The following is a 26,428-nucleotide window of genomic DNA, read 5'->3' on the forward strand; positions in this document are numbered from 1 at the left end:
TTAGTACCTTCCTATATTCTTAAAATTGAAAATAATAAAACTGTGGACTAACAGTAACCGAGTATATTAAAAAACACAAAATAAGCACAGTCAAAACAGTCACATTCTTTAGTGTTTCATAAAAAAAAGTTTTTGGAATTGTAAAACTACTTTCTTCGAATATTTCATAAATGATTAATAAGGCTACCGGTATAAGCACCGCGTAAGGTAGCGAAACCATTTTTCCATCTGCAAAAGTAAAAGCTTTTTGCAAAGAAATCATTACACTTCCCATATCCTTAGAACGAAAAAATAAAGCTCCGAGAGAAAAAAGGGAAAAGGTATATAAAATTCCTATAGGTCTCGGTATACGCTGAAAAAAAACAGACCAACCTTTTCCTATAAAAAATCTTTCTATAGCAAGAAAAACTGCGTGAAGTAGTCCCCAAAAGAAAAATGTCCAGGCCGCTCCATGCCAGATTCCTCCGATAACCATAGTTATCATAAGGTTATAATAATTACGAAATTGACTTACCCTGTTCCCTCCAAGCGAAATGTAGATATAATCTTTCAACCAACTCGATAGAGAAATATGCCAGCGTGTCCATATTTCGGTATTACTGGCTGCTAAAAAAGGTCTTCGAAAGTTTTCCGGAATGTAAAATCCCAATATTTTTCCTGTTCCTATAGCAATATCAGAATAGCCCGAAAAATCACAATAAATTTGTATCGAAAATAAAGCCATAGCTAATATATTGGAAATTCCATTGAATGAAGCCGGATCGGCATAAACCGGATCGATTAAACCGGATAAAGGATCAGCAACTATTGTTTTCTTAAAAAAACCCAGTGCCATGATTTCCATACCAGTTATAAAATTCTCCCGTTTAAATTCTTTCCTTCCTAAAAACTGCGGAATAAGTACAGATGCACGGATAATCGGTCCGGCAACTAATTGAGGAAAAAACACAAGAAAGAGAGTGAACTTAAAGAAATTCTTTTCAGATGGGATCTGCCTTCTATATACATCCACTGCGTATGCAATTGCCTGAAAGGTATAAAAAGAGATACCCAGGGGCAATACGAGGTTTAAGGCTTGAAAACTATTCGAAGGTCTTAAGCCAAATAGATACAAACTATCATAGTAAATAGATCGAAGAAAGTCTGTGTATTTAAAAAAGAGCAAAAGGGATAAATTAGAAACTAAGCATATAATCAGCCAGAATCTCCTCTGGTGAAGTTTATCCGCTTTTTCAATTTTTAGAGAAGTATAATATGTAAAGAAAAGCGAACTTAACAATAAAGGTAAAAAAGCAAGTTTTAATGCCGAATAAAAATATAGGGAGGAAACTAATAGGATAATCTTTTGCTCCCTTTCTTTTGCTCGAAAATAGAGCAAAAAAACAATGGGTAAGAATATTAGAAAATGCAGCGAATTAAATAACATTTATGGTAACACTTCCCTGGTTTTATTAAGCAATAATTTATAAATCCATTCATGTCCGAGTTTGGTATAATGCTCATCTCCGTAAATATAATAAGGCCTGGCATTCCTTCTTCCCTCTTTATCTAACATTAGATGCGTATATTCGTTTAAATCTATTATATCTACACCTCTTTTTAGCAATTCCTCTTTTAAGGAAAGTAAATAAGCATATCTATCATGATACTTACCCTGTTGCGAACAGGTTGCTGTCTGATTTCCAATAGAGGTAAGAGGCATCACCAGTTTTATTTTGTGTTTTTTCGTAACATCTATAATAGCGTCTATTGATTGCAAAATATAGTCCGGAATAGGGAACTTTGTAGGCGTATTTTTACATTCTCCTTCTGGAAGTTCTACTGGTGTATTTTGTAATTCTTGAATACTTATATTCTTCTTCATAAGAAACTCAGAAAAGAAAGAGTAATCCTTCCAGCTAAATAAGGTTTTTTTTATATTTAAAATTGGTTCAAGAACATTAGTCAGGAACCGATAACGTAATTGCTCCTGACTCAACTTCAAAGCCAGTAATAAGTAACTATTCTTCGTCATAAAAAATTGATATTTAAACATATTATAATGTTTTTTAGATTGAGTTCTTTTTTGAAAATCCAGTTCATCAATATCATCTCCGGGACTCGGCAAATAATATAGTAATTTGACATTTAACAGTGGAAGCTGTTTTTTTAACTTCAAAGCAATAGCACTCGGACCATAAGCATCTACAGCCAAATTTACAGACTGGTATTTTATTCCATTAGAATCCTTGTATGAATTTAGTTTCTGACAAAATGTATCTTCATCATCGACACCAAAACCCATAGTGATAGAATCTCCGATACAGGCAATTTGAGGCAAGGTATTATCTACTTCTTCGATTCCTCGAAGTCCCATTTTATTAATGCTCACCTTCATCGTAAAGTAGTCCATAAAATGTTTTACTCTTACACTAACTCCCGGTTCAAAATCTACAAAATATTCCGGATCAAACCTGTGATAAGCTTTTTGAATCCAATAATATTGCAGGGCTTCCGGCTGTATTAGTCTCAAAGAAAATTCTGTAAGAAAACAGGCAAGTAGTAATAGTAATATGATATAGGCTGCTTTTCTCATCTGTTACTTCCCTTCCTTTCTCTTTTTTGCCAGGGATAGGGCTTTATCCGATAAATTCTGTGATTGTAAACATAATAAATATGGTCGTGGAAAAATTTTAAAATATAGATTTTCTTTTTCCTCCATGAACACTTTCATCTGTTTAGCATTCTTGGATCCCGGCTCAGAAATGCAGTCCATAAGCTCAGTTATCATAGTAGCTTCATCCTGACTTAAACTTTTTCTTGCATCATAAAGCATTTTCTTCACTTTTTCAGTTTCTCCAAGGATAAGATAAAGGTCAAATAATTTTGCAAGTATCTCTTTATCATCAGAATTTTCATGCCTTGCCTTTTCAAGGTAAGAAATAGCCACCTGCAAAGAATCTATACTTTCAGAAAGAATAAAACCCAGCTTTTTATTTGCTGAAAAAGATGAATCATTTATTTTTAAAATTCGGGTATAATAATAAAAAGCTTCTTCCTTCTTCCCTTCCTTTTCTAATTCCAGGGCATTCTTTTCCAGGGCTTTTTCTCTTCCACAATAGCTGAGCGAGCTAAAAAGTAAAATAAACACTAATAACTTAAATTTTTTCTGAGGCATATACTTAACCTATTGAATCAATAATTTTCCCAAATCGTTCTTCCACCTTTTTCACAATTCCCAAGTCTTCCCGGAGAACTTTTGGATACCAGTCTTTTAACCTGCAATCCACAACAATAGGGGCTTTATACGAAAGATGGTTTCGAATCACTTCATAACGAGCATACACATCCCCGGCCGGCTCAAACCTGGTGAAAATAGTCCATAAAAAACTATGTGACGAATTACAGGCTTCTTCTACATCATCTACAAGAAATACAAAAATAAACCCCTCTATACATTTTTCTTCTAACAGCTTATCGGCCATCAAATCTCCTTTCTTGTAGATCTCTGATGAAACGCATAAAACACCGGGACAAAAAACTTTAGCTCTTTTAAAAACATTAGATTGAAAATTACCCAAAAACTCCTCTTTTAATACATTACGTTTTTCTCCAACTCCCAAAAGAAGCATTTTACTTCCGCTATTAACAGCCGGGCCGGTATAGTCAAGTGTATCCTGAGAAATATTAGCAAATATATGAATGTCTGTTGATACATTGATTCGTTCTAATACAGTAATAAAGGCTTTTTTGAAATCTTTCAATTCCACATTTACGTTAGTAACCATTAAGCATTTTGAAAGTGATAAATGTCCTTCGCCTAAAATTCTTAAGGCTGCGGTAAATGCTTCTTTAGGATAGCGCTCTTTTACTACAGCAGCAGCAAGGGTATGAACCCCGGACTCCTCATAGGCCCATACAGATAAAACTTTTGGCATCACAAGAGGAAACATGGGGGAGAGCAAATCCTGTAAATATTCAGCTATATAATGGTCTTCCTGGGGAGGACGACCGACCACTGTTGCAGGCCAGATTGCATTTTTTCTGTGGTATATATTTTTTACCTTAAATACGGGGTAATCATGCCGGAGAGCATAATAGCCGTAATGGTCTCCAAATGGCCCTTCGGGTCGCAATTCATCGGGTGGAATCTCTCCCACCAACATGAAATCAGCATCTGATACAATAGGTAGAGAAGATATAGCCAAATCTTTTGTAGTTTTTAACTTTTCTCCCAGTAAAAGAGAAGCAATTAGAAGTTCACTTAATTCTTCCGGAAGGGGGGCTACCGCGGCTATAGTTAGGGCCGGAGGTCCTCCTACATAAATATGACAGGGCAAACTTTCCTTCTTTTGTTTGGCTTCATAATGATGAAAACCTCCTCCGCGATGAATTTGGATATGCATACCGGTTGTGAGTTCATCATGAAACTGAATCCTATACATACCCAAATTTCCCTTACCATTATTCGGGCTCTGGGTATACACTAAAGGAAGTGTTACAAAACGTCCTCCATCTTCAGGCCAGGAACGAAGAGCCGGGAGCTTAAAAACATTGGGGGGATCTATTTTGCTTTGTAAAATTTCCGAAGAGATAGGCGAAATTTTCTTTGTTCCTACCCGCAAGCCTTGCAGCGCCAGATTACGCGCATTCCATAACTTCTTAAAACTGGGTGGCATAATTTCAGAAGCGAGTCTTGCCAGTTCTTGAACCAGTTCTATAGGTTTTCGTCCAAAAGCCAGTTCAATCCGTTTTTCTGAGCCATATAAATTTGTAGCCACCGGAAATTCAGAACCTTTCACCTTTAAAAAAAAGAGAGCCGGTCCTTTCTTTGCCACTACCCTTCTCTGTATTTCAGCAATTTCCAAATCCGGATCCACTTCCTCTTCAATTACAAGAAGTTCTTTTTCTTTGTGTAAGACTTTGATAAAGTCTCCGGTAGAACGTAACTTAATCATTTGCACTCACTCCTTTTCCCTGGAGTTTTATTATTTTTTTGGCTATTGATGAAGGAAATTCATTTATAAGATCTTTTTTATCTATCCATTTATAATCTATGCTTTTTAATAATTCTTTCATAAACTGAATACTGCTTGCCTGAGTAGTATAAACTTCTGTTTGAATATCATATTTAGTAATGGAATGTTTAAAAAAACCTTTCATTTTATGAAAAGAGAAACTCTTCAGTAATTGCCTGCAGGTTTCTGTATTCCGATAAGCTTCACCTTCTTTCTGATTTTGAGCTAAGAAAGGTAGAGAATAAATAGTTTTAAAAAACATTCGTTCTCCCTCTTTTAAGAGTAATAGTTTATTCGAATATTCTATTATATAAAATTTTAAAACCAGAGCTATTTTTTCTTTCTCTTTTTTCGTTACAGGTAGAAGATGAGCTTTGCTCTCTTTTTTTGCCAGACAATCCCGTTTTAAAGGGCAGTGCTCGCAAGTCGGAGTTTGCGTACAGACAAGAGCACCGAGTTCCATCATTGCCTGATTGTGATCCCCCGATTTAGCCTGGTTTAAAAAACTATCAGCCAGTTCTTGCAATTCTTTATGAGATTTTGGTAAAGTAATATCTTTTTCATAAAGAAAAAAACGAGACAGAACCCGCTTTACATTTCCATCTAACACAGCATAAGGCTTATCTAATGCAATGGATAATACAGCTCTGGCTGTATAAGGACCGATGCCCGGAATTTTCAGGGCTTCACTTAAAGTTTCAGGAAAAACTCCTCCGCAATCTTTTTGTATATACCTGGCAGCCTTATGAAGATTTAAAGCCCGGCTGTAGTAGCCCAGACCTTTCCAGTATTGCAAAACTTCCTCTTCTTTGGAGTTCGCTAAAGTTTGTATAGAAGGAAAACGCTGCATAAAGTTTTGATAGGAAGGTAACATATGGGCTACACGGGTTTGCTGTAACATAATCTCACTTACCCATATGCGGTACACTTCAGGGTTTTTTCTGAAAGGAAGTTCTCTTCGGTTTTCATAAAACCATTGTAATAATTTATCCTGTATGATCTCTTGTTTCATTCTGATTTCAGATTTCTTAGAAATTGCTTATATGAAATTCTTTGCATGGCTGAGGTCCGGACCAGGTTTAAAAATTCTTCTTCAGTAAGCTTTTTTAGTTTTTCACGGCTCATCGTTTTCCATTCTGATTTGACGTAAAAATCCTTTTCTTCTGTAAACAATTTACTTCCTCTTTTTTCCCGGTTCCAGGGACAAACTTCCTGACAAATATCACAACCATATACCCAACCGGATAAATCTTTTTTTGTTTCCTTTGAAAATTCTTCTTCTTTATTTTCGATAGTCAAATAAGAGATACATTTCCTGGCATCTATTTTATATTCTTCTAATGCACCAGTCGGACAGGCATCCACACACTTGCGACAGGTTCCACACCTATCAGGATGTAATTGATTTGTTTTTTCAAGTTCCACTTCAGAAAGAATTACACTCAAAAAGAAAAAAGAACCTCTATCCGAATGAATCAGGTTGGTATTCTTACCAATCCAACCGAGTCCCGCTTCCCTGCCTAAAATTTTTTCTGCAACAGGTAAGCTATCAACGCCCTGTCTGAATTTTTTTTCAGGAAATCTTTCTCGTAGAAATTGAAGAATAGGAAGAGATTTTTGTTTGATTATAGTATGGTAATCTTTTCCCAGAGCATAGGAAGAAATTTTAAAATCCAGCGTTTGTTTTATACGAGAATACTGAACGTCTCTATATAAAATTCCGAGGACAATCACCGAGGCCACTTCAAAGCCGAGAGATTCAAAATTAAGTCGTAAATGCTTATTTTTCTCAAACCAGGACATAGAACCATAACGTTTTTCTTCAATCCAGAGATTAATATTCTCCTTATCTTTTTCAGGTATCACAGCAGGGGCAATACCAAAAAGTTGAAAGCCCCGGGATCTGGCTAATTCTTTTAAAGTGTTTATTTCCATAAAAACATCAATACCGAGAATTACTAATTATCCGGTTTCTATTCATAATAAATAGCTTGTCAAAGCCCGAAAAACCTGCAAGAATAATAAACTAAAGAAAAGGCAGAAAATGGACTCTTCAGAACTCGAACAATTCCTAAAGAACTTAAAGTATAGCGAACTCGATACCGAAGGATTTCTTCTACAATTAGAAAAGAAAATCATAGAACACCAGAACATTTTGCATAAACTATTTCAAATGGTTTCAAAACATTTACCCGGCTCAAAAGAAACTTCTTTCGAAGAAGGAGCTCTTGCAGCTTTACTTGGATGCTTGCAGGGTTTCGCAGAAAGAGAACTAGATCCATTAACAAAACAGCATATCTCCATTTTCCGAGAAGTATTAGGGGAGATTCATGAAGTCTATACAGACATACAATACAAAATTCCGGACAGAGAAACCTGGCTACAAGAATGCTATGACTATGGAATCAAATCAGTATACTACCTTGATTGGAAACTATACCTCAGCCAAATTTTATACTAAGAACTGAGAGTTAAGACCTCATAACCGGATTCAGTCACCAGAACCGTATGTTCAAACTGAGCCGAAAATTTTCCATCTTTTGTACGGACAGTCCACTTATCCTGCTTATCAAAATCAACCTGCCAGGTACCCAAATTTACCATCGGTTCAATGGTAAAAGTCATGCCAGGACTGAGTTTCGGTAAAAGTCCTTTTTGCTTAAAATGGGGAATCTGAGGGTCTTCATGGAACTTACGTCCAATCCCGTGCCCCATTAAATCTCTTACAATCCCATAGCCTTTCGGGGTAAGATATTCATCAATTGCATTAGATATATCGTTAATACGATTACCGGGTTTTACCTGCTCTATTCCCAACCACATTGCTTTTTTTGTATCTTCGACAAGAAGTCTTATTTCATCCGGAACTTCCCCAATAATAAAAGTTTTAGAAGTATCTCCATGATAACCATTCACAATAGGAGTAACATCAACATTAATGATATCACCCTCTTTTACGACTTCTTCTTTTTTGGGAATTCCATGACAGACAACATTATTAATGGAAGTGCAAATTGCTTTAGGAAAACCCCGGTAATTCAGGGGAGCGGAACGAGCACCCCGCTTGGTTGTATACTGATGGCAAAGGTCGTTTAATTCCTGGGTTGAAATACCGGGTTTTACAAAAGGTTCAATATATTCCAAAAGCTGTGCAGCAAACTTTCCCGCTGCACGCATTCTTTCAATTTCAGCTTTATTTTTTATGTGAATCAAAATCCTACTTCAATTACAGATCAGCAGCTTTAACAGTACTTCTTTTATTTGCTTTTGTTCTTTCAAGGGCTTCATCGATAAGTTTGTATACTTTTTCGTTTAAGCCTTCTATTGCTTCAGCCGAAGTCATAAAGTCTTTTGACTTTATATAAGCTTTTACTTTACTTGCAACCAGTAGTGCATCTCTCTCAGTTTTTTCTTTAGCCATTTAAATTCCTCACTCTTCTTAATGATTCCTGCTACTTAATGCAGCCATTAGAGTTAAACTACGAACCAACCTAAAAACAGGTATATATTTAGAAAACCAAAATTTCTGTTTAAAAGGCCTTATTCCTTAAAAGGAAGCAGATTTCTTACTATTATTTATAATAGCTTCCACTAAAGAACGCTCTAAATTTAACTTTTCTGCTATAGTATCGGTATTCCAACCGAAGTTTTCATATAAATTTAAGACTGTATTACGTTTTCGCCTCATAAGTTCACCATTTTCTTTTGGATTTACTCTCGGACGCGATACAGGACGTGTACTGGCCGAAGAGCCGGTTTCAATCACTGTATCCACTACTTCCAGAAAATTACCCAATTTATCAAACCTATCATCAGCTTCTGTAATTAAATGCTCCAGTCCTTCTTTTATACCTTCTGTTTCGGATTTCAGTTCACTTATACGTCTATGCAAACTTGAAATCTGCTTATGCCTTGCAGCTAAATCCTCAACCAAATTCTCAACTTTATTAAATTTGGATTCTAAGGATTTAATATCTACATTCCTTAAATTCAAATCACCAGTTTTAGCATCCAAAACTTCCAGGGTTTCCTGCAATTCATCTTCCCTGGCCCTGAGCATATCCAGATCTTTAAGAGCCATAGATACTTTTTCCCGGATATAATCCGCATTTTCACTATGTTCAGCAAGCGTAATCGCCAGGTTTTCTATTTTATCATTGGCCGCTTCGGCTTCATTCAGCTTACTCTCCAGACGCTTTTGAATATTTTCAATGTTTTGAAGTTTACCATCCAGCATATTCAAAATGCCGATCTTATCCTTAATTTCATCGGTTCTCTGGTTAATTAAGATACAGACCTCGTTTGCTTTGTTTAATTCCCTTTCCAGCACTTCGATCTTATTCTTCTGACTATCCAGAAGCTTAATTTCATCTTCCATATTTGTCTTGGTTGTTTTGATAAACTCGACATTACGAAGATAAATATTAACTTCTTCTTTTTCAGTCTTCATACGTTCAATAAGAGTAATCATATCTTCAATTTTTCTATCCGATTCCTGAATCACTCTTTCTGTATTGTCAATTATATCCGTATAACCTTCGAGGTTATGAACTTTCTCGGCTATTGTATCTACAGAACGCTTCATGCGATTGCTTTCCTGAGAAAGTTCACGGAAAAGTTCCTGCTTAATCGTTTTAACCCTTTCCAAATCTGTATCGAGAGTACTTCGAATTTTCAAAAATTCTTCTTTTGTTCTATCGAATTCATTCTTCATCCTGGAGTAATCATCTCTGTGTCCTTCCATAAACGAAGAGTTCATTTTCTCAATTTCCCGGAAGTTTTTCTGCATTAGAGAATTAAAATTATCCAATTGTCTTTCACTGTCTTCCCTTGCTTCATTCAGAGTATCTTCCAAATTTGACTTAACATCGTGTATATAACTTCCAATTCTCATTTCGAGCTGGTCAAGTTGAAGTTGCCCCTTATCCAGAAGTACAGTTAGCTGTCTGGAAATCCTTTCATCAAGAGTAGAATTAAACTTTTGCATCTTTTCTTCTTGCTTTTCTAACAGTTCATCTCCTGACTCTTTGAGTTCGGAAAGAAGCTCTTCTGTTTCTTTTTTCAATCTACCGAGACGTACTTCTGTTTCCTGTATAAACTTCTCATTAATGGTAGATGTAAAGCGACTAAATTTCGTTTCCTGCTCGGAAATAATATGCTCTCCTGCCCGCTTGATTCCTTCCAAGAGTTGAATTCCTTCTTCTCTCGCCTTATCCAGCTTAGAATGAATGTCTTTTGTAAAGCGATCATCAATGATACCGGAAAGCTTATTAATCTTTTCCTCATGCTTTTCAATAATTCCGTTTCCGGACTTATGAATATTATCAACCAGAGATTCTACATCGTGTTTCGCTTTCTCAAAACGAAGAATTAACTCTTTATATAATTTTTCTTCAACTATAGTTTTAAAATTAGCGATTTCATCCTCATGCTTTTGCCTCAATTCAAAGCCGGAACGAGAAACCTCCTCAATCAAGAACTCCGAGTCAGCTTTCACATCCTCAAAGCGATCCTTAAGTTCCCGGAAAAGTTTTTCATCAATTTCGTCCTGCAAACGGCCCACACTATTTTCGAACTTCTCAAAGACATCTTTGTTCTTATTTTCAATATCCGAAAGAAGTTCTTTAGACTCAGAACGTAGTTTTTCCAGCTTGAATTGCAGATCTTTAAAAAGCTTCTCATCGAGAGTAAGGGTAAACTGACTCAACTTTTCAGAATGCTTTTCAATAATCTCGTTTCCACCCTTATGGATCCGCTCATAAATTTGTTCTGCTTCATCTTTCACTCGGCTGAGCTTGGTAAACATTTCATTATATAACCTCTCATCTACCGAGTTCTGGAATTTTAAAAGTCTATCTTCCTGCTTTTGTATTAAACCCATACCGGTTTTCTGAATTTCCTGTAGGGTCCCTTCCGCTTCTTTTCTTACCTTATCTAACCTTTCTTTTAAATCCTTACTCAGCCTATCTGCATATTCAGAAAGAATTCCTTCCTGCTTCTCATAAAGGCCAAGTCCTGCTTTCTGGATTCGATTCATAATATCTTCCGCGTCAAGTTGCGTTTTCTTCAAGCGGGACTGAACATCTTCCACCACATTTGTTCCTTTCGAAGCAATATGATCCAGATTTTTTTGTAGCTGTATTTCCATCTGGTTTTTTACATTCTGGAATTCGGCACGGAAAGTATTTGCCAGTTCATTTCCTTCCAGATGTATATCCTTTAACCTTTCCACCAGATTATCGATGTCTCGATTCGTGCGGGTTTTAATTTTATCCAGCTGTATAGACCAGGCTCCCGCCATCTCATCAATCTTCTCATCGATCTTGAGTTTCTCCCTATCGAGACTGGCTGCGAGCTGACTTACATCCACTTCCACCTGGCCGATGATGTCTCTTGCACTCTCCATTAAAGCTTTTTTCAAATCAACAAAATGCTCATCTACAGACTGCATTTTATCAACCACATTATGATTCAGCTTTTCTATCTTTTCTTCAATTCTACCTAACTCAACAACAAACTCACTCTTCTTCTTGTTATGAAGGTTTTGTAGACTATCTTCCAACTTATCTTTCAGTTGATAAAAATCGTTTAACTTCTGATCAACACGAACCTTTTCTTCATCGAGACTTCGGGCAACTTTTCCCACATCTGTCTCAACCTGATTCATAATATCCCTGGCACTTTCATTCAGAGCATTTTTTAGATCAGAGAAATAATCATCAACCGATTTCATACGCTCTACAGTTGTCTTGTCCAGGATACTGACCTTATCTTCCAGTCTTGAAATTTCCTGACTTACGCTTACTTTTTCAGAATCGTAAAAAGCTTTCAAAGAACCTTCTAATTCTGTTTGAATTTTGAAGAATTTTTCTTTTGTAGAGGTTTCCGAACTATGGAAGACTTTCTCCAACTCGGTCTGGAAACTTTTCAGAGATACTTTTACCGAATCCCTGGTCTCTTCGGTTTCTGTTTGTAAGATGTCGCTAATTCGCTTAAATTCTTCTTCGAGAATTTCCATGTCCCTGATTAATTCAGACTTCTTAGTATCGGCTTGCTTGATAAGCTTATTTTCAGCCTCTAAATATTTCTCCTGGAAAACAATGATGGACTCGCCTATATTTTCCGCCTGTCTTCTGGTCTCGTTTAAAATTTCATCTCTGCGGGTAAGCGTCTCCAGGTTCATATTTTGAATTTCTTCTCTAATTCCGTCCATTTCCGCCTGTAGACCTTTCATGTAGGATTCCCTGGATCCATTCACCTGAGTAATAATTTGTTCAAACTTATCCCGGAATTTTTTATCGAATTGAACTAATTTCTCTTCAAAGCCCTGCCCTACATCTTCAAGTTTTTCTTCAAATTGTAGGTCTAATTTTTCTACCCTATCGGATATGGACTCGGTAATATCTTTAAAACGATTAATCCGACCATCCATAGCTCTTTCCGACTCCCTAACCTGTTCGAAGAAAGTATCCATCTTATCATTTACAATTTCAACTTTCCCTATGGTTTCTTCAATCAGACGGTCTACATTTTCATGTAATTTGTCCTCATAAGAAGTGGCGATTATCTGCAAAGATTCATCCACCCTATCGGATTTCGATTCTAATAGGGATTCAATTTCTACGATTTTATTGGCTAAAGAATCTACCAGGTCACGGGTTTTAAGGTTAATGTCATCTGTATATTTCTGGGACATAAGCGACATATCTTTTCGCAATTTCCCGATTTCGGACTCTACCCTATCAATTTCCTCCCGATGTGCCTGTAGAACGTGCAAACCTTCCTGCACATATTCTGATTCTTTACGAATTTCCGAGGTAAGTTTTACTACCTGGTTTAGGTCACCCGAAAGAGAATCCAGATACTCCTTATTCGCTTTTATGGATTCTACGAGAAGACGGGTATCCGAGAATTTTTCGTTCATCTCAGAAATTAACTTTTTCGCCTGCTTATTCAGGATTTCAAGGTCGATATTTGCATCCTTTACCGCTTGAACTCCATTCAGAGCAACCTGGTTAATTTCTTCGCTGAGTTTATGAGTAAATCGTTTAATCTGACTCAGGCGATAATTCGATCTGTCCAAACGACGCAAAAAAATGATGACAAGTACACTGGCTATGAAAGGTATGATTAATTCTATTCCCATGTTCGATTCTTTAATTAAAATTATGTCCCATTAGAATTATAGAGTCTTATTAGCGGCTGAAAAAAATACAAGAATTTTTTTTTAAAATATGAATTTAATTACTCCCTACAGCCATTTTTCTAAAATTTATGATAGTGTAATGAGCCATATCGACTTTCAAAGCTGGGCAAATTTCATTTTAGAAGCCAGTTATGGAGACAGACCTCATGACCTGAACTCTATTCTGGATCTGGGCTGTGGAACCGGAATCCTGCTTTCTCACTTTCCTAAAAATCTTTCTCTAAAAGTTGGTTTGGATATATCTTCAGAAATGCTTAAGATTGCCCGGAAAAATCTTCCTGATGCAACATTTTTCAGGGGAAACCTGATTAATTTTCAGTTTCCTGACCAATTCGATCTAATAACTTCTACCCATGACAGCTTAAATTACATTCCCAGCGAGGAAGAACTGGAGCAACATTTCTTTTCTGTCTTTCAAAACCTGAAACCGGGAGGATACTATTTTTTTGACCTGAGTAGTGAATATAATCTCATAAAAAATTTTCATGGCAATACCTTCCGGGAAACACATGGAAAAACGGAACTCATCTGGGAAAACCTGTATGACCCCAAAAAAAAAGAGATTCTTTCCAGCCTCCTCTTCCGCAAAAAAAACAAGAAAGGGGATATAATTGAAAGTCTCGAACACCATACCCAGAAATACTATTCCCCCGAACTCATCCAGACCCTTTGTCAGAGATCCGGTCTTTCCATACTGAAAACCGGATATGACTACAAGAAATGGAATAAAAGCTGGAAATGTTCCTTAATTAATTTCCTGTGTATAAAGAAAAGCTTTCCAACAAAAATGGGGATAAGAAAAGATAAACACTTCCTTCAATAATTTTTCACATTTTTATTTGTAATTTTATCAAGGAGAAAAAATCATGATATTTATTAAGATCTCAGTTTTCAGGATTTTCATGAAGCCAAAAATATTCATTTCTATTCTCATTTTTCTTGTCTCCTGTTCCACCCAGGTTCAGAATTCCAAACCCACCAAAACCGGTTGTGTTTCCGGGGATTGCCAGAATGGTTCCGGATCCATGATATTTCCTACAGGTGAAAAATACGTGGGAGATTTCAAAGAGGGCAACTTTCACGGAAAAGGTAATCTTGTTTTTCCGGAAGGAGAACGCTACGAAGGAGATTTTATCGAAAATAATTTCCATGGAAAAGGTCTATTAATCCTGCAAGATGGAGAAAAATACCGGGGGGATTTTCGATTTAATAAATTTAATGGAAGGGGAAAGCTCTTTCTACCCTCCGGAGAGGTTTATGAGGGAGAATTCAAAAATAATAACTTCGAAGGCAGTGGCAAATTAACCTTCCCCAATGGAGATATCTACGAAGGAGAATTTCAAGAAAATAAATTCCATGGTCTCGGCACCTATACCTATAAAAATGGAGATGTTTATAACGGACATTTTAAAAATGATAAGCGAGATGGTCAGGGCACTATGACCTTCAAATCCGGTGATAAATACATCGGAAGTTTCCAACAAAACCAATTCCATGGAAAGGGAATTTATATTAAAAATAATGGATTCACTTACAATGGAGATTTTAAAGAGGATCTGTACGATGGAGAAGGTTCTATTGTTTTTAAAGATGGGAAAAAATACCAGGGTTCTTTCCGAAAAGGGCTTTTTCATGGACAGGGAACCCTTATTGATACAGATGGCTCCAAATATGTTGGAACTTTCAAAGAAGGAGAAACAGCAAAAGGAAAATGGACTTTCTTTGAGGGTAATAAAGCCATAAACGTAGAGGTAGATGATATACAGGCTAACTAGAGACAAAAGCATCGGGAGGAAAAAACTTACCTCCCTTATCTTTCTTTTCTTCCTTTTTCCTATATCCCTTTTTTCTGAAGAAATCCCCTCCTTTGATAGTATTCGTAAAAGTTATCTGAATAGTGATTTAAGTTTATATGATTATAACGGTTTCAAACTCCATACAATTCGCATCAACCCCCAAAAAAGACAGTTAAACTGGATACCTGTAGAAAAAATTCCTTCTCACCTTACTGCAATACTCATTCTGGCGGAAGATAAACGCTTTCATGAGCATGAAGGTGTCGATTATATTGCCCTGCTTTCCGCTTTTAAAGATATGCTACTCTTACGAAACAAACGTGGAGCCAGTACCATCACCATGCAATTGGTTTCTTTTTTATTTCCTTCTCTTATTTCCGGTTCATCGGGAAGAAGCATCTCTCAGAAGCTGAAACAAATAAGTCTTGCGAAAGCCCTGGAAGAGAGATGGTCCAAGCGTGGTATTTTGGAAGCCTATTTAAATTTGGCCAGTTACAGAGGGGAATTGAAAGGTATAGACGCCGCTGCGAGAGGCCTTTTTCGAAAAGATTCCTCTTCTTTAAATCAATTAGAATCTATTATTCTGATCTCTTTATTGAAAAATCCTCAAGCCTCTCGAAAAAGAATTACACAGAGAGCCTGCTATATTGCTTCCAAATTAGAACAGGCTCCTTCCTGTGCAAAGCTTCAAGAGAAAGTTCATAAAATTAAAAAGAACTATTATATTCCACAGGAAGAATTTTTTATTCCGCATTTAGCAGAAAGAGTCAGGCAGGAACACAAAAAGTTTTTATCCCAAAAAAGGAAACTCTATTTAAGTGTAGACAGAAAAATTCAAATTTATGCATTAGAATTAGTTAAACAACACATGTTCTTTGTAAAAGAAAAAAATGTAAACGACGCCGCTCTATTAGTCCTGGAAAATTCAAGTGGGAAAATACTGGCCTATGTGGGAGGAAGCGGAGAATTTTCTGAAGCAAAATATGTAGATAACATTCTAACCAGAAGACAGGCAGGTTCAACTCTTAAGCCTTTTCTTTATGCCCTTGCTTTTGAAAAAAATATTCTGACACCAGAAAGTATATTAAATGATACACCAACCGAATTTCAAACGGAAAGAGGAGTCTATAAACCCGGTAACTACCAGAATTCCTTTTTCGGAAAAGTCTCTGTAAAAAAAGCACTTGCCTCTTCCTTAAACATACCGGCAGTAAAAACTTTAAGTCTTGTAGGAGAAAGAGATTTTAACATAACTTTAAAATCTTTAGGATTTTCTAATTTAGAAAATCCTGAATTTTATGGTTTGTCTGCTGCCCTGGGTTCTCCAGATATAAGTCTGGAAGAGCTTACAAATGCTTATAGAGTCCTTGCCAACCGGGGGAAATATTCGCCGGTTCATTATCTTCGAGAATCAAAACAGGAAAAATATAGCATGGTATTTTCTGTTCAAAGCAGCGAACTTATTTCAGAAATATTATCCAGCAGAGAAAATAGGGCATTAACATTTGGTTTGGAAAACCCTCTTTCCACCCGTTTTTGGAGCGCTGTAAAAACCGGAACCAGTAAAGATATGAGAGACAATTGGTGCATCGGCTATACAAAAGATTATACAGTTGGTGTATGGGTAGGAAACTCTTCCGGAAAACCAATGTGGAATGTAAGCGGAGTAACAGGTGCAGCTCCTCTCTGGATAGATATGGTCAACTGGTTAAGTTCCCGGAAACATCCCAATTCTCTCTCTGAAAATACAACTATAAATTCTACAAACGAGAACGAACAAAAAAAAGCTATTCCAAAAATTCCCTTTCAAAATGGAATTGAAACACCGGTAGATAATACTATTATTGCCATCGATCCGGATATACCGGATGAAAACCAGAGAGTTTTCTTTAAAAGTGTTTTTCCGGATCCTTCTTCCTACTGGTATTTAAATGGCAAAAAACTTGGAGATGCCTCCTCTACCTATTTCTGGAAACCCGAGCGAGGTTCTTTTACCCTTGAACTCTACACAAAAGATAAACAGCTTTTATCCAGGGTAAGTTTTTCGGTAAGGTAGGGAGAGATAATTTATAACTTTGATTGTGTATTATTTGTCATGTGTGATAACGAATTAATATGTAAAAGTAAATACATTACTAATAAAGTTGGAAAAGTTTGCAAATTTATTCGTATGTAAGCTGTATTCAAATGCCAATCTATGTTGAAAGGGGTTAAAACCATAGAGAGATAATAAAAACTCAGTATTCCAACAAGAGGGAAAATATAAGACAAAAATAGTTTTTTTTCTACCCGGATTTTAATAGGTAAAAAGATAAACGCAAAAAAAGTAATAAGAAAAAACAGACCTAAATAGGAGAAGACCTTCATATGCCTTTCCCAATCAAGAAAATTACGAAAAACAGTTACTGGATCTAATTTATAAGTGGTGAATTGTTGGGTAGAATATTTGTAATAAATAAACAGAATAGCTCCAAAAACAGTAATAACTAAAGAAATCAAATGGATATTCCTAATTCGAATCTTTAGTTCACTAAAAAATTGTTTAACTATAAATACAATTAACAGTATTATTGAAAAAACACCACCTTCTAACTTCGTATTTATTAAGAAAACAATACTTAACAAAAATAAAGATAAACCTTCTTTTATTTTAAACTCAAAATAAAAATATATAGCAAGAAAGGAATGTAATAACAATTGACTTACTATTAAATCAGCACACTGATCACTTGCAATATTAATATATAAGGGATGAGCTAAAGATAATAATAGTATATAGTGTTTCAATAATGTAGTATTACTCACTCGATTTGCAATGCTACTAACGATAATAAAAAGAAATAAATAGTATGAATATCCTAAAAAAATAGGAACGAAAGGAGTCCAATGTCCTAAAAAAATAGTAAAAAAAGATATTTGAAGAGGTAGTATTATTGGATACTGAGGATTTAACCAATAATCTCTATACAAAGCAAAATCATATCCCCTCAAAAAAGAAAGAGATAGATCCTTTGCTTTTGCATTCCATGCAGCCCAAGCATCCCACATTCCCTCCGGCTCATAATAAAATCGAAACCAAAACAACAACGAACCTAAGCCAAAATACAATAATGCAAACTTATCAATTTTAATATTTATATCTTTTTCAATTTTCCAGTTTTTTAATATAAAATAATTAACAAGAACTATTAAACAAAAACTTATAAACCTGAATTTACTTATTGATGAAGGTTGTAAAGTAACTAATAATCCGAAGGTAATAATCGGCAACAACATCATATTCAATGTAAATATTAGTAAGATTTTAATCATTTTACAAAAACTGAAAAGAAACCATCACTATATTTTTCAATTCCATTTTTTTTAAACCTTGAGTAGTGTTCACTATTTTTCTCTACAATCGTATAGTAATACTGTTTTTCATTTATTCCAGTAATAGAAATATCAATTTTACATGGTGCAAATGCAAACCTTGATTTTTCTTTCAACTCAGCAAGCTTTACCGGATCATTATTATATTTATGAAGATTGTAGATGAACAATATACTATGATTACAATTAAGTTTTTCGGAAAGAGCTTCAATAGAAGAAATGAATGTGGTAGTTTCCAAAAAAGACATTTTTCTTTTTTCCTTAATCAATAGTATTGCCTTAAACGAATAACGATAAAGAATTAAAAAAGCTACTAAAAATGATATAAAAAAAAACCATTCAATTCTCTTTTTCATTCAGAAACCTTTCTCAGGATGAACCTTAAAAATCAACTTATTTATTGCAATTACCTAACCTCGATTTTAAATTGAGTTAGTCTCCATGCTATCGAAAAAAGAAGAATAAAAAACTCCAGCAATTAAAACTGATATTTTTCCTTCGGTTCCAGCACTGAGTTTATGAAACGCATACGAATTTTTTTTAGATTACCCTATGGTTAGTGGATATATAGGTATACCTTTTCAAATAACAGCTTTCAGAAAAACCGAAAAGAGTCCCCATCTTGAAAAAAAATGCTGGAAATGCACATAATTTTTCAGAAGATATAATTTGCATAAGGGTAAAATACAGAAAGTATCCTTAAAACACAATAAGAAGGTTGGAGAATGACCGAAAAAGAAGCAACTCTCGGAAGATGGCAAAAAGAATTTTTTGAAAATATTCATACTTTCATAAAAAGTGGTATTTCATACGACAAAGCAAAAAGTATTCTGGAGAAGTTTTTATACCTGTCCAGCACCACCTCAAAACCGGAAGTAATGAACATTTTCAAGCACCCGGAGCAGTTAGATGAAATAGGTGTACATACAAAAAGCAAAGAAGATTTACGCCAGTTCATGATGCAGTTTTTAACACCCATCATGAAAAATTTCAAGGTGGAAGGAACAGAAAACCTGAAATTGGTGAAAAAGATAATGGGAAAAGTTCCGGTTACCCTGATTTCTAACCATTTAAGTCACCTCGATGCTCCGGCAATTTTTCAACTCCTCTATAACTCCGGACACCACGGAAAAGATGTAGCGAATAATATTGTATTTATCGCCGGAAGACTGGCTTTTGAACCGGATTTTACTCGACTCGGTCTTTACATGTTCGATACACTTCTTGTTTGTTCAAAACGGGATATGGCTGATAATCCCAGTCTTTCCGACCTCATGACCAAGATAAACATGAGAGCTTTCCGTGCCTCCCAGAAGCTTCAACAAAGCGGACATATCCTTTCTATTTTTCCGGAAGGCACTCGCTCCAGAGATGGTAGACTCATGCCCTTCGTTGACACGGTATACCACTATGTAGCCAATAAGGTAGTTCTTCCCATATCCCTGGAAGGAACAGATAAAATTCTTCCTACCAGCGGTTTTCTTTTTAATCCGGCTAAAGGGAAATTAGTTATTGGAAAACCGGTTTTAGTGGGAGAACTTAGTCCTAAATTAAAAGAACACCTTCCTAAAGACTTTGATGAGATTCCATTCCCGAGTTCAGGAGATAAAAAACAGTTTCTGATTGATAATCTCGCTCTCCTGGTAGGCTCCAATCTGAGTAAACACAAACATGGAACTTATAGGAACCTGTATAGCGGTGACAAACATAAAACATCGGAAAATGTTCTAATCCAGGTACCGGAAAAACCCAAAGAAAGAGTAGTAGCCATTGGTTCCAGTAACATGTCTATTGCCATTTCCACGGTAATGTCTAATAAAAATGCAACGATTACCATATACGATCCGAATGAAGACTATATAAAAAAATGCTCAGAAGAAAGACGGGATATTGAGCATTATCCCATTTTCAAGTTACCACCTAATATACTTTTCAGCTCCGATCCCTCCGTGATTGATACAGCAAGTATTCTTATCCAGGGAACCAATCCCTGGGAAATGGATAGGGTTTATCCACAGATCAAAGACAGGGTAAAAAAAAGTGAAGCTCCGATCGTAAATATCATCAAAGGTTTTACCAGAACCGGAAATGGCTTAATCATAGATGAGCTTATTAAAGACTATGGTATTTCCGAAGAAAGATTAATAGCCGCCGCAGGAGCTGGCTATCCTGACCAAATCATGGAACGAAAAATTTCCGGTTTTGAAGTAGCTGCAACAAATACAGAAAATATTCCAAGACTAATGAGATTACTTTCGACCAGCTACATTTTTATTCGACCGGCCATGGTGGAAACAGACATTCGTGGTGTTATCCTCGGTGGTTCTTTAAAAACAATTTATGCCCTGTCTATGGGAATCGTTGAAGGAATCTATAAAGAAAATCTGGGTGGAAATGTGGATAATACTCTCTTTCATCTATCCAATCGATTTTTCAAAGAGCTAGTCAAAGTCGGAGTAAAACTGGGAGGGAATGAAAAGACGTTTACCGGGCTTTCCGGTTTAACCGATTTTATGCTGGCCTGTTTTGGTACTGATAACAGGGACAGGAAATATGGTTATGATCTGGCGACAGGTTATGAAGTAGGATATGAACCAGAAAAGAAATCCAGAGGTGTCTACAGCCTGGAAGCTATTGAAAAAATGATAAAACTTGATTTTGATGAACTTCCAATTCTTACCGGAACCTATGAATTAGTAATCGAGCACAAGCCATTTGAAGAAGTAGTAGCAAAATTACAAAGCAAATTGACGAGAATTTACTAGAAACAAAAAAAAGCCGGTAGAACTACCGGCTTCTCGATTACAGGAAAAGATGGAAAAATTTACTTTGCAGCTGCGGCGACTTTCTTCTTCTTTTTATCTTCTTTTTCCAGTTGAATTTTCTTTTGTTCTTCTTCCTTTAAAACTTCAGGTGTTTTTCTATCTACAAGCTCTAAAAGACAAACTTCAGAATTATCAGAAGGACGATTAACCAGTTTTAAAATCCGGGTATATCCCCCATTTCTGGATTCATATCTCTTGGCTAAATCTTCAAATAACTTTACTACGATATCCCTATCACCAATAAGTTTCATAACTTCGCGTTTGTTATGAAGTGCTTTTTCAGGCGAAATTCCTTCTATGAGGTTTTTCTTTCCTCTTGTAATTAATTTTTCTGCCAGAGAGCGCAGAACCTTGGCTCTGGCAATAGTAGTCTCAATTCTTTCATATCTGAAAAGACTGGTTACCATATTTTTTAACATGGCTTTTCTGTGAGCACTATTTTTATTTAGCTTTTTAAGTTTAATTCTCTTGTTCATTATTAAAAATCCCTCATACCAAATGAAAGGCCTAATACAGCCAGTTTACTTTTAAGTTCATTTAAACACTGATCACTATAATGTCTGGACTTCGTCATTTCTTCTTCAGTACGCTTAACCAGATCACCTACAAAATCAATTTCAAGACTTCTCAAAACATTTAATGTTCTGACAGACAGATCCAACTCCTCTACGTGACGAGAAAGAGATTGTTTAAGTTTCTGATCAGCTTCATCCATTTCATCAACTTCTTCTTCAACTTCTTCTTCAAAATTGATGAAGATAGTTAGATGATCTTTTACAATCTTAGCTGCCTGAGCCAGAGCATCTTCAGGAGAAATAGATCCATCTGTCCATATCTCCAGACTCAGCTTTTCAAAATCCGATCTTTGGGCTACCCTTGCTTCTGTTACATCAAAAATAACCTTTTGAACCGGGGAATAGAGAGAGTCTATCGGAATGGTCCCTAATACTTCAATATCTTTCTTTTTTTCTTCTGAAGGATGGTATCCGCGTCCTCTCTGGATCTCGATATCAATCACCAGATTTGCATCTTCATTCAGGGTTGCAATTACCAGATCCGGATTCATAATTTCAATGGATGAATCAACCGCTAAATCGCCGGCTGTAAACTGACCTGCCTGATTCAGCTCAAGATGTATTACTTTATTTTGCTCTCTATCTTCAGGTTCATACTTGATACGAACCTGTTTTAAGTTTAAAATAATCCTGGATACATCTTCCGTAACCCCTGTGATATAGGAAAACTCGTGAGTAATGCCTTCAATACGAATAGCTGAAATCGCAGAACCTTCAATAGAAGACATCAGGGTTCGGCGCAGAGCATTTCCGATGGTAGTAGCAAAACCTCTTTCAAAAGGTTCTGCTATAAACTTTCCATAATTTGGAGTACTAACTTCGGTTTGATACTCAATTTTTTTGGGCCTTTTAAAGCCTTTTAACAGGTTTTTATGTGACAAGGTCGCTTCCCCTATGAATTGATTATTTAGAATACAGCTCTACAATGATCTGTTCTTTAATTGGCATATCCACATGCTCTCTTTGAGGAAGAGAACTAACTTCACCTTTAAAATTTGTGAAATCCGGAACAACCCATGAAGGAGCCTTATTCATAGATTGAGCCAATTTAATATTTTCATCAAATCCGGGAGATTTGGAAAGATTTGCATCAAAGCTTACCACGTCTCCAAGTTTTACCAGATAAGAAGCAATATTTACTCTTTTACCATTTACCAGCACATGTCCATGACCGATATATGTTCTGGCCTGAGCTCTGGATGAAGCAAAACCCATTCTATAGATAGCATTGTCCAGACGTCTTTCTAAAGTCTGCAGTAAAAGTTCACCGGTTATTCCCTGAGCATGACTGGCTTTCTCGTAATAAAGTCTGAATTGTTTTTCCAGCACTCCATAAATTCTCTTAACTTTTTGTTTTTCTCTAAGCTGAATAGAATAATCAGTTACTTTCCCTTTTCTTTTAGGAGGAAGGCCGGGGGGAGTCTTTCTTTTTTCAAATGAACATTTATCTTTGTTCATGCAACGACTGCCCTTTAAATAAAGTTTCAGTCCTTCTCTTCTGCACAATTTACAAACAGGTCCTCTATATCTAGCCATTTTACTCTCCTAGTCCTTACACTCTTCTTCTTTTTCTCGGTCTACATCCATTATGAGGAAGCGGAGTGACATCTTTTATCATCTTTACAGCCAGTCCTTTTCCTGCCAGAGCCCTGATAGCAGATTCCCTGCCAATTCCAGGACCAGATACGAGAATATCTACCTCTTTTAGACCTGCAACTTCGATTGCTTTATCCGCTGCATTTCCCGCTGCAATCTGAGCTGCATAAGGAGTTGACTTTTTAGAACCTCTGAAGTTCATCAAGCCTGCGGAGGACCATGAAATAACATTGCCAGCCATATCAGTGACTGTTACAATTGTATTGTTAAAAGAAGCTTGAATATACACCTTACCACGGGGTACATTCTTCTTTTCCTTCTTTTTTACTTTTTTACTATCTTTCTTGCCTTTCTTATCTTTTTCCATTCACTCTACCAAAAGAACCTAATTATTTCGTTGCTTTCTTCTTGTTAGCTACAGTTTTTCTCACACCTTTGCGAGTTCTGGCATTTGTCTTAGTACGTTGACCGTTAACCGGAAGTCCTCTACGATGCCTTAATCCTCTATAGCAACCGATATCCATGAGACGTTTTATGTTAAGGTTTATTTCAGAACGAAGATCACCTTCAACAACAACCTGCTCTTCAATCACTTTCCTGATAGCCGCTTCTTGTGACTCATCGAGATTCTTAACTCGAATACTCTCATCTACACCGGCTTCTTTAAGAATCTTTTTTGATGTAGCCAGGCCAATACCGAAGATGTATGTAAGCCCAATTACTATTCTTTTTTCCTTTGGTATGTCTATACCAGCAAACCTTGCCATATCTTATCTCTGCCTTTGCTTGTGTTTTGGATTGGTGCAAATTACTCGAACAACTCCTTTGCGACGAATAATCTTGCAACTGCTACAAATTTTCTTTACTGAAGTCCTAACTTTCATCTTAATCCCTATTTTTTCCTGTATGTAATCCGACCTTTGGTCAAATCATATGGAGACAACTCCACAGTAACTTTATCACCAGGCAAGATACGAATGTAGTGCATCCTCATTTTGCCTGATATATGAGCAAGAATCTTGTGTCCATTTTCCAACTCTACTCTAAACATAGCATTTGGTAATGGCTCCACTACTGTTCCATCAACTACAATCGCTTCTTCTTTTGCCAAGCTTAGTTTAATTCCTTTTTAATTTTATTCGTTATTTCATCTATCGTTCCATGCCCATCTATCGCAGCAAGGAGTCCTTTAGATTTATAATATTCCAGCAAGGGAAGAGTTTTATCATTATAGTTCTTTAAGCGCGTTTTAATTGTCTCTTCATTATCATCTGCGCGACCTTCTATTTGAGCTCTTTCTAAAAGGCGTTTAACTAATTCATCATCAGGAACTGCAAGATTCACCACTGAATCTAAACGAAAGGATAACTCTACTAATATCTTATCCAACTCTTCAGCTTGAGGAATAGTTCTGGGAAATCCATCTAAAAGAAATCCATTCTTGCAATCAGCCTGCTTTAGCCTGTCTTTTATAATTCCAATTACCACTTCATCCGGAACCAGGTTTCCTGCATCCATAAACTTCTTAGCACTCAAACCTAACTCAGTCTGGTTTTTAATAGCTTCTCTTAATATGTCACCAGTTGAAATCTGTGGAATTTTATATTCCTGACAAATCCTTTTTGCCTGTGTTCCCTTACCTGCCCCGGGAGGACCCATAAATATCAGTTTTTTCATTGGCTTACTTTCCTCTGATTTTTGATTTCTTCATGAACCCTGAATAATTTCTCATGATAAGCTGTGCTTCGATTTGCTTTAAAGTTTCCAGAGCCACACCCACCATAATCAACAAAGAAGTACCACCAAAAGTGTAAACGAGTGCCCCTCCTCCTGTATTAGCTCCCAAATTCAAGAGTTTAATTAGAAGGTAAGGAGCGAGAGCAAGACCTGCTAAGAAGATAGAACCCGGCAAGGTTATCCGATTTAGCAATTTCTCGATATATTCCTTTGTGTGAGTTCCTGGACGAATTCCGGGGATAAACCCACCATATTTCTTCAAATTATCAGCCACCTCAGAAGGATTAAACTGGATAGCCGTATAAAAATAAGCAAAGAAAACAATTAAGCTTGTATAAACCATGTAATAAAACAGGGATCTATACCAATGAGCTGAGAAAGGGTTAAAAAAGTCAAGCAAAATTCCCCAACCCTGCCATTGAACGCTCTTTGTAGAAAGCCATTGCACTATAGTCTGTGGGAAGAGTATCAAACTGGAAGCAAAAATGATTGGCATTACGTTTGCACTATTCACTTTAAAAGGTATACTCTGGCTTCTGGCCTGTACCATCCTTCTTCCTACCATCTGCTTACCGTATTGAACCGGAACTTTTCGAACACCCTGAGTAAGAACAACTGTTAAAGATATTAAAAGAACAAACGCAAAAAACAAGATTAAAACAGACAGAGGATCCACTTTATCAGTAGTAAAAAGCTGATAAATCGAATCCGGCATTCTTCCTATAATACCTGCAAAGATTAAAAGAGAAATTCCGTTCCCAATTCCTCTCTCGGTGATCTGTTCACCCATCCACATTAAAAGCATGGTTCCTGTGGTTATGGTTAAAATGCCAAGAGCGACAAAAAATGTCTCTACAGAGGGGCTAATAAGTCCTGGATACTTCGCCGGAGCAGTAGCTGTATCTGTAGACCAACTTTTTGCCAGATAAATAACGGCCAAACTCTGAAAAACACACAAAGCAAGAGTTCCGAATTTGGTATACTGATTTATCTTTCTCCTACCTTCTTCTCCCTCTTTCTGCATCTTCTGCAAAGATGGAATTAATACCATCACCAGCTGCATAATAATGGAAGAGGAGATATAAGGCATAATCCCCAGGGCAAAAATGGAAAACTTCAATAGGGCACCACCAGCAAAGAGATCAACCATGCCAATAAATCCCTGTCCTCCTTCCGAGGTAATCCCAGCAACCACAAGGCTGTTAATCCCAGGTATAGTAACGTGAGTTCCCATGCGAAATAGCAATAACATGACAAGGGTAAAGATAATTCTTTGCCTGAGTTCCGGAATTCTAAAGATGTTCGAAATTGTTGAAAGCATATT

General features: G+C 36.3%; 25 protein-coding genes. 5 read left to right on the top strand and 20 right to left on the bottom strand.

The genetic code is table 11. The features are described 5' to 3' along the window. Window positions 1-19 precede the first annotated feature (19 nt). The 6 genes from H7A25_18665 to queG are packed head-to-tail and all read right to left on the bottom strand — an operon-like array spanning window position 20 to window position 6,932. The gene (locus tag H7A25_18665) at window positions 20-1,426 is read right to left on the bottom strand and encodes an MBOAT family protein (GenBank protein ID MCP5501931.1); all 1,407 of its coding nucleotides are present in this window, start codon (window positions 1,424-1,426) and stop codon (window positions 20-22) included. Next, window positions 1,427-2,575, bottom strand: a complete 1,149-nt coding sequence (locus tag H7A25_18670) for a hypothetical protein (GenBank protein MCP5501932.1) — start codon at window positions 2,573-2,575, stop codon at window positions 1,427-1,429. It lies immediately after the preceding gene. A gap of 3 nt (window positions 2,576-2,578) precedes the next feature. Then, complete coding sequence (locus H7A25_18675) at window positions 2,579-3,157, bottom strand: hypothetical protein (GenBank protein MCP5501933.1); 579 nt, start codon at window positions 3,155-3,157, stop codon at window positions 2,579-2,581. 4 nt (window positions 3,158-3,161) lie between these two features. Next, window positions 3,162-4,934, bottom strand: a complete 1,773-nt coding sequence (locus tag H7A25_18680) for a UbiD family decarboxylase (protein ID MCP5501934.1) — start codon at window positions 4,932-4,934, stop codon at window positions 3,162-3,164. Then, window positions 4,930-6,009, bottom strand: coding sequence for an A/G-specific adenine glycosylase (gene mutY / locus H7A25_18685; protein MCP5501935.1), 1,080 nt, complete (start codon window positions 6,007-6,009; stop codon window positions 4,930-4,932). The genes H7A25_18680 and mutY overlap by 5 nt, the downstream gene beginning before the upstream one ends. Beyond that, window positions 6,006-6,932, bottom strand: coding sequence for a tRNA epoxyqueuosine(34) reductase QueG (gene queG, locus H7A25_18690; GenBank protein MCP5501936.1), 927 nt, complete (start codon window positions 6,930-6,932; stop codon window positions 6,006-6,008). Before queG ends, mutY begins: the two co-directional genes overlap by 4 nt. A gap of 109 nt (window positions 6,933-7,041) precedes the next feature. Between queG and H7A25_18695 the strand changes: the two genes are divergently transcribed. Next, window positions 7,042-7,458 carry a hypothetical protein gene (locus tag H7A25_18695; protein ID MCP5501937.1) on the top strand — a complete coding sequence of 139 codons (417 nt, stop codon included), beginning with the start codon at window positions 7,042-7,044 and terminating at the stop codon, window positions 7,456-7,458. Here the strand turns inward: H7A25_18695 and map are convergent. From map to H7A25_18710, 3 genes are all read right to left on the bottom strand, one after another. Further along, window positions 7,455-8,210: a type I methionyl aminopeptidase gene (map, locus tag H7A25_18700; protein MCP5501938.1), complete on the bottom strand. Its 756-nt coding sequence runs from the start codon at window positions 8,208-8,210 to the stop codon at window positions 7,455-7,457. The two genes, H7A25_18695 and map, sit on opposite strands and share 4 nt — an antisense overlap. 13 nt (window positions 8,211-8,223) lie before the next feature. Next, complete coding sequence (locus H7A25_18705) at window positions 8,224-8,418, bottom strand: hypothetical protein (GenBank protein MCP5501939.1); 195 nt, start codon at window positions 8,416-8,418, stop codon at window positions 8,224-8,226. Between the two features lie 126 nt (window positions 8,419-8,544). After that, complete coding sequence (locus H7A25_18710; GenBank protein MCP5501940.1) at window positions 8,545-13,143, bottom strand: hypothetical protein; 4,599 nt, start codon at window positions 13,141-13,143, stop codon at window positions 8,545-8,547. An 88-nt stretch (window positions 13,144-13,231) separates the two neighbouring features. Between H7A25_18710 and H7A25_18715 the strand changes: the two genes are divergently transcribed. From H7A25_18715 to pbpC, 3 genes are read left to right on the top strand one after another with little or no spacing between them, the layout of a single operon-like run. Further along, entirely contained in the window at window positions 13,232-14,026 is a 795-nt protein-coding gene (locus tag H7A25_18715; GenBank protein ID MCP5501941.1) for a methyltransferase domain-containing protein, read from the top strand. Window positions 14,027-14,069: 43 nt separating this feature from the next. Beyond that, on the top strand, window positions 14,070-14,978 hold the full coding sequence (locus tag H7A25_18720) for an MORN motif-containing protein (protein ID MCP5501942.1): 909 nt from the start codon (window positions 14,070-14,072) through the stop codon (window positions 14,976-14,978). Beyond that, the gene (pbpC, locus tag H7A25_18725) at window positions 14,959-17,055 is read left to right on the top strand and encodes a penicillin-binding protein 1C (GenBank protein MCP5501943.1); all 2,097 of its coding nucleotides are present in this window, start codon (window positions 14,959-14,961) and stop codon (window positions 17,053-17,055) included. Before H7A25_18720 ends, pbpC begins: the two co-directional genes overlap by 20 nt. An 11-nt stretch (window positions 17,056-17,066) precedes the next feature. On the opposite strand, the gene H7A25_18730 is transcribed toward pbpC, so the two are convergent. Together H7A25_18730 and H7A25_18735 are read right to left on the bottom strand one after the other, a co-directional pair. After that, a complete protein-coding gene (locus H7A25_18730; protein ID MCP5501944.1) occupies window positions 17,067-18,311 on the bottom strand; it encodes a hypothetical protein in 1,245 nt (414 codons plus the stop codon). Further along, window positions 18,308-18,727 (bottom strand): hypothetical protein, encoded by a 420-nt coding sequence (locus H7A25_18735; GenBank protein ID MCP5501945.1) that lies wholly within the window; start codon window positions 18,725-18,727, stop codon window positions 18,308-18,310. The genes H7A25_18730 and H7A25_18735 overlap by 4 nt, the downstream gene beginning before the upstream one ends. A gap of 369 nt (window positions 18,728-19,096) precedes the next feature. Here H7A25_18735 and H7A25_18740 point away from each other — a divergent pair, with 369 nt between their 5' ends. Further along, window positions 19,097-21,136 carry a 1-acyl-sn-glycerol-3-phosphate acyltransferase gene (locus H7A25_18740; protein ID MCP5501946.1) on the top strand — a complete coding sequence of 680 codons (2,040 nt, stop codon included), beginning with the start codon at window positions 19,097-19,099 and terminating at the stop codon, window positions 21,134-21,136. Window positions 21,137-21,195: 59 nt separating this feature from the next. Here H7A25_18740 and rplQ read toward each other — a convergent pair whose 3' ends face one another. From rplQ to secY, 9 genes are read right to left on the bottom strand one after another with little or no spacing between them, the layout of a single operon-like run. Continuing rightward, a complete protein-coding gene (rplQ, locus tag H7A25_18745) occupies window positions 21,196-21,672 on the bottom strand; it encodes a 50S ribosomal protein L17 (protein ID MCP5501947.1) in 477 nt (158 codons plus the stop codon). A gap of 2 nt (window positions 21,673-21,674) precedes the next feature. Further along, the gene (locus H7A25_18750) at window positions 21,675-22,652 is read right to left on the bottom strand and encodes a DNA-directed RNA polymerase subunit alpha (GenBank protein MCP5501948.1); all 978 of its coding nucleotides are present in this window, start codon (window positions 22,650-22,652) and stop codon (window positions 21,675-21,677) included. Between the two features lie 22 nt (window positions 22,653-22,674). Continuing rightward, window positions 22,675-23,307, bottom strand: a complete 633-nt coding sequence (rpsD, locus tag H7A25_18755) for a 30S ribosomal protein S4 (protein MCP5501949.1) — start codon at window positions 23,305-23,307, stop codon at window positions 22,675-22,677. 16 nt (window positions 23,308-23,323) lie between these two features. Continuing rightward, complete coding sequence (gene rpsK / locus H7A25_18760; protein ID MCP5501950.1) at window positions 23,324-23,734, bottom strand: 30S ribosomal protein S11; 411 nt, start codon at window positions 23,732-23,734, stop codon at window positions 23,324-23,326. A gap of 22 nt (window positions 23,735-23,756) precedes the next feature. Beyond that, window positions 23,757-24,134 (bottom strand): 30S ribosomal protein S13, encoded by a 378-nt coding sequence (gene rpsM, locus H7A25_18765; GenBank protein ID MCP5501951.1) that lies wholly within the window; start codon window positions 24,132-24,134, stop codon window positions 23,757-23,759. A gap of 3 nt (window positions 24,135-24,137) precedes the next feature. After that, window positions 24,138-24,251, bottom strand: coding sequence for a 50S ribosomal protein L36 (gene rpmJ, locus H7A25_18770; protein ID MCP5501952.1), 114 nt, complete (start codon window positions 24,249-24,251; stop codon window positions 24,138-24,140). Window positions 24,252-24,259: 8 nt separating this feature from the next. Continuing rightward, window positions 24,260-24,478, bottom strand: a complete 219-nt coding sequence (gene infA, locus H7A25_18775) for a translation initiation factor IF-1 (GenBank protein ID MCP5501953.1) — start codon at window positions 24,476-24,478, stop codon at window positions 24,260-24,262. Window positions 24,479-24,480: 2 nt separating this feature from the next. Continuing rightward, window positions 24,481-25,044: an adenylate kinase gene (locus H7A25_18780; protein MCP5501954.1), complete on the bottom strand. Its 564-nt coding sequence runs from the start codon at window positions 25,042-25,044 to the stop codon at window positions 24,481-24,483. A gap of 4 nt (window positions 25,045-25,048) precedes the next feature. Further along, complete coding sequence (gene secY, locus H7A25_18785; GenBank protein MCP5501955.1) at window positions 25,049-26,425, bottom strand: preprotein translocase subunit SecY; 1,377 nt, start codon at window positions 26,423-26,425, stop codon at window positions 25,049-25,051. Between the last annotated feature and the right edge of the window lie 3 nt (window positions 26,426-26,428).

The sequence above is a fragment of the Leptospiraceae bacterium genome, from assembly GCA_024233835.1.
In the GTDB taxonomy this organism is placed as follows: domain Bacteria; phylum Spirochaetota; class Leptospiria; order Leptospirales; family Leptospiraceae; genus JACKPC01.

What these genes read in the sequence shown, in the direction of transcription:
- rpsD (MCP5501949.1), bottom strand. Translation starts at nt 23,307, where the DNA reads ATGGCTAGATATAGAGGACCTGTTTGTAAATTGTGCAGAAGAGAAGGA.
- H7A25_18780 (MCP5501954.1), bottom strand. Translation starts at nt 25,044, where the DNA reads ATGAAAAAACTGATATTTATGGGTCCTCCCGGGGCAGGTAAGGGAACA.
- H7A25_18715 (MCP5501941.1), top strand. Translation starts at nt 13,232, where the DNA reads ATGAATTTAATTACTCCCTACAGCCATTTTTCTAAAATTTATGATAGT.
- H7A25_18670 (MCP5501932.1), bottom strand. Translation starts at nt 2,575, where the DNA reads ATGAGAAAAGCAGCCTATATCATATTACTATTACTACTTGCCTGTTTT.
- rpsK (MCP5501950.1), bottom strand. Translation starts at nt 23,734, where the DNA reads ATGGAAAAAGATAAGAAAGGCAAGAAAGATAGTAAAAAAGTAAAAAAG.
- secY (MCP5501955.1), bottom strand. Translation starts at nt 26,425, where the DNA reads ATGCTTTCAACAATTTCGAACATCTTTAGAATTCCGGAACTCAGGCAA.
- queG (MCP5501936.1), bottom strand. Translation starts at nt 6,932, where the DNA reads ATGGAAATAAACACTTTAAAAGAATTAGCCAGATCCCGGGGCTTTCAA.
- H7A25_18705 (MCP5501939.1), bottom strand. Translation starts at nt 8,418, where the DNA reads ATGGCTAAAGAAAAAACTGAGAGAGATGCACTACTGGTTGCAAGTAAA.
- mutY (MCP5501935.1), bottom strand. Translation starts at nt 6,009, where the DNA reads ATGAAACAAGAGATCATACAGGATAAATTATTACAATGGTTTTATGAA.
- rpsM (MCP5501951.1), bottom strand. Translation starts at nt 24,134, where the DNA reads ATGGCAAGGTTTGCTGGTATAGACATACCAAAGGAAAAAAGAATAGTA.
- H7A25_18675 (MCP5501933.1), bottom strand. Translation starts at nt 3,157, where the DNA reads ATGCCTCAGAAAAAATTTAAGTTATTAGTGTTTATTTTACTTTTTAGC.
- pbpC (MCP5501943.1), top strand. Translation starts at nt 14,959, where the DNA reads ATGATATACAGGCTAACTAGAGACAAAAGCATCGGGAGGAAAAAACTT.
- H7A25_18740 (MCP5501946.1), top strand. Translation starts at nt 19,097, where the DNA reads ATGACCGAAAAAGAAGCAACTCTCGGAAGATGGCAAAAAGAATTTTTT.
- H7A25_18695 (MCP5501937.1), top strand. Translation starts at nt 7,042, where the DNA reads ATGGACTCTTCAGAACTCGAACAATTCCTAAAGAACTTAAAGTATAGC.
- H7A25_18720 (MCP5501942.1), top strand. Translation starts at nt 14,070, where the DNA reads ATGATATTTATTAAGATCTCAGTTTTCAGGATTTTCATGAAGCCAAAA.
- H7A25_18665 (MCP5501931.1), bottom strand. Translation starts at nt 1,426, where the DNA reads ATGTTATTTAATTCGCTGCATTTTCTAATATTCTTACCCATTGTTTTT.
- rpmJ (MCP5501952.1), bottom strand. Translation starts at nt 24,251, where the DNA reads ATGAAAGTTAGGACTTCAGTAAAGAAAATTTGTAGCAGTTGCAAGATT.
- H7A25_18710 (MCP5501940.1), bottom strand. Translation starts at nt 13,143, where the DNA reads ATGGGAATAGAATTAATCATACCTTTCATAGCCAGTGTACTTGTCATC.
- H7A25_18730 (MCP5501944.1), bottom strand. Translation starts at nt 18,311, where the DNA reads ATGATTAAAATCTTACTAATATTTACATTGAATATGATGTTGTTGCCG.
- H7A25_18735 (MCP5501945.1), bottom strand. Translation starts at nt 18,727, where the DNA reads ATGAAAAAGAGAATTGAATGGTTTTTTTTTATATCATTTTTAGTAGCT.
- rplQ (MCP5501947.1), bottom strand. Translation starts at nt 21,672, where the DNA reads ATGAACAAGAGAATTAAACTTAAAAAGCTAAATAAAAATAGTGCTCAC.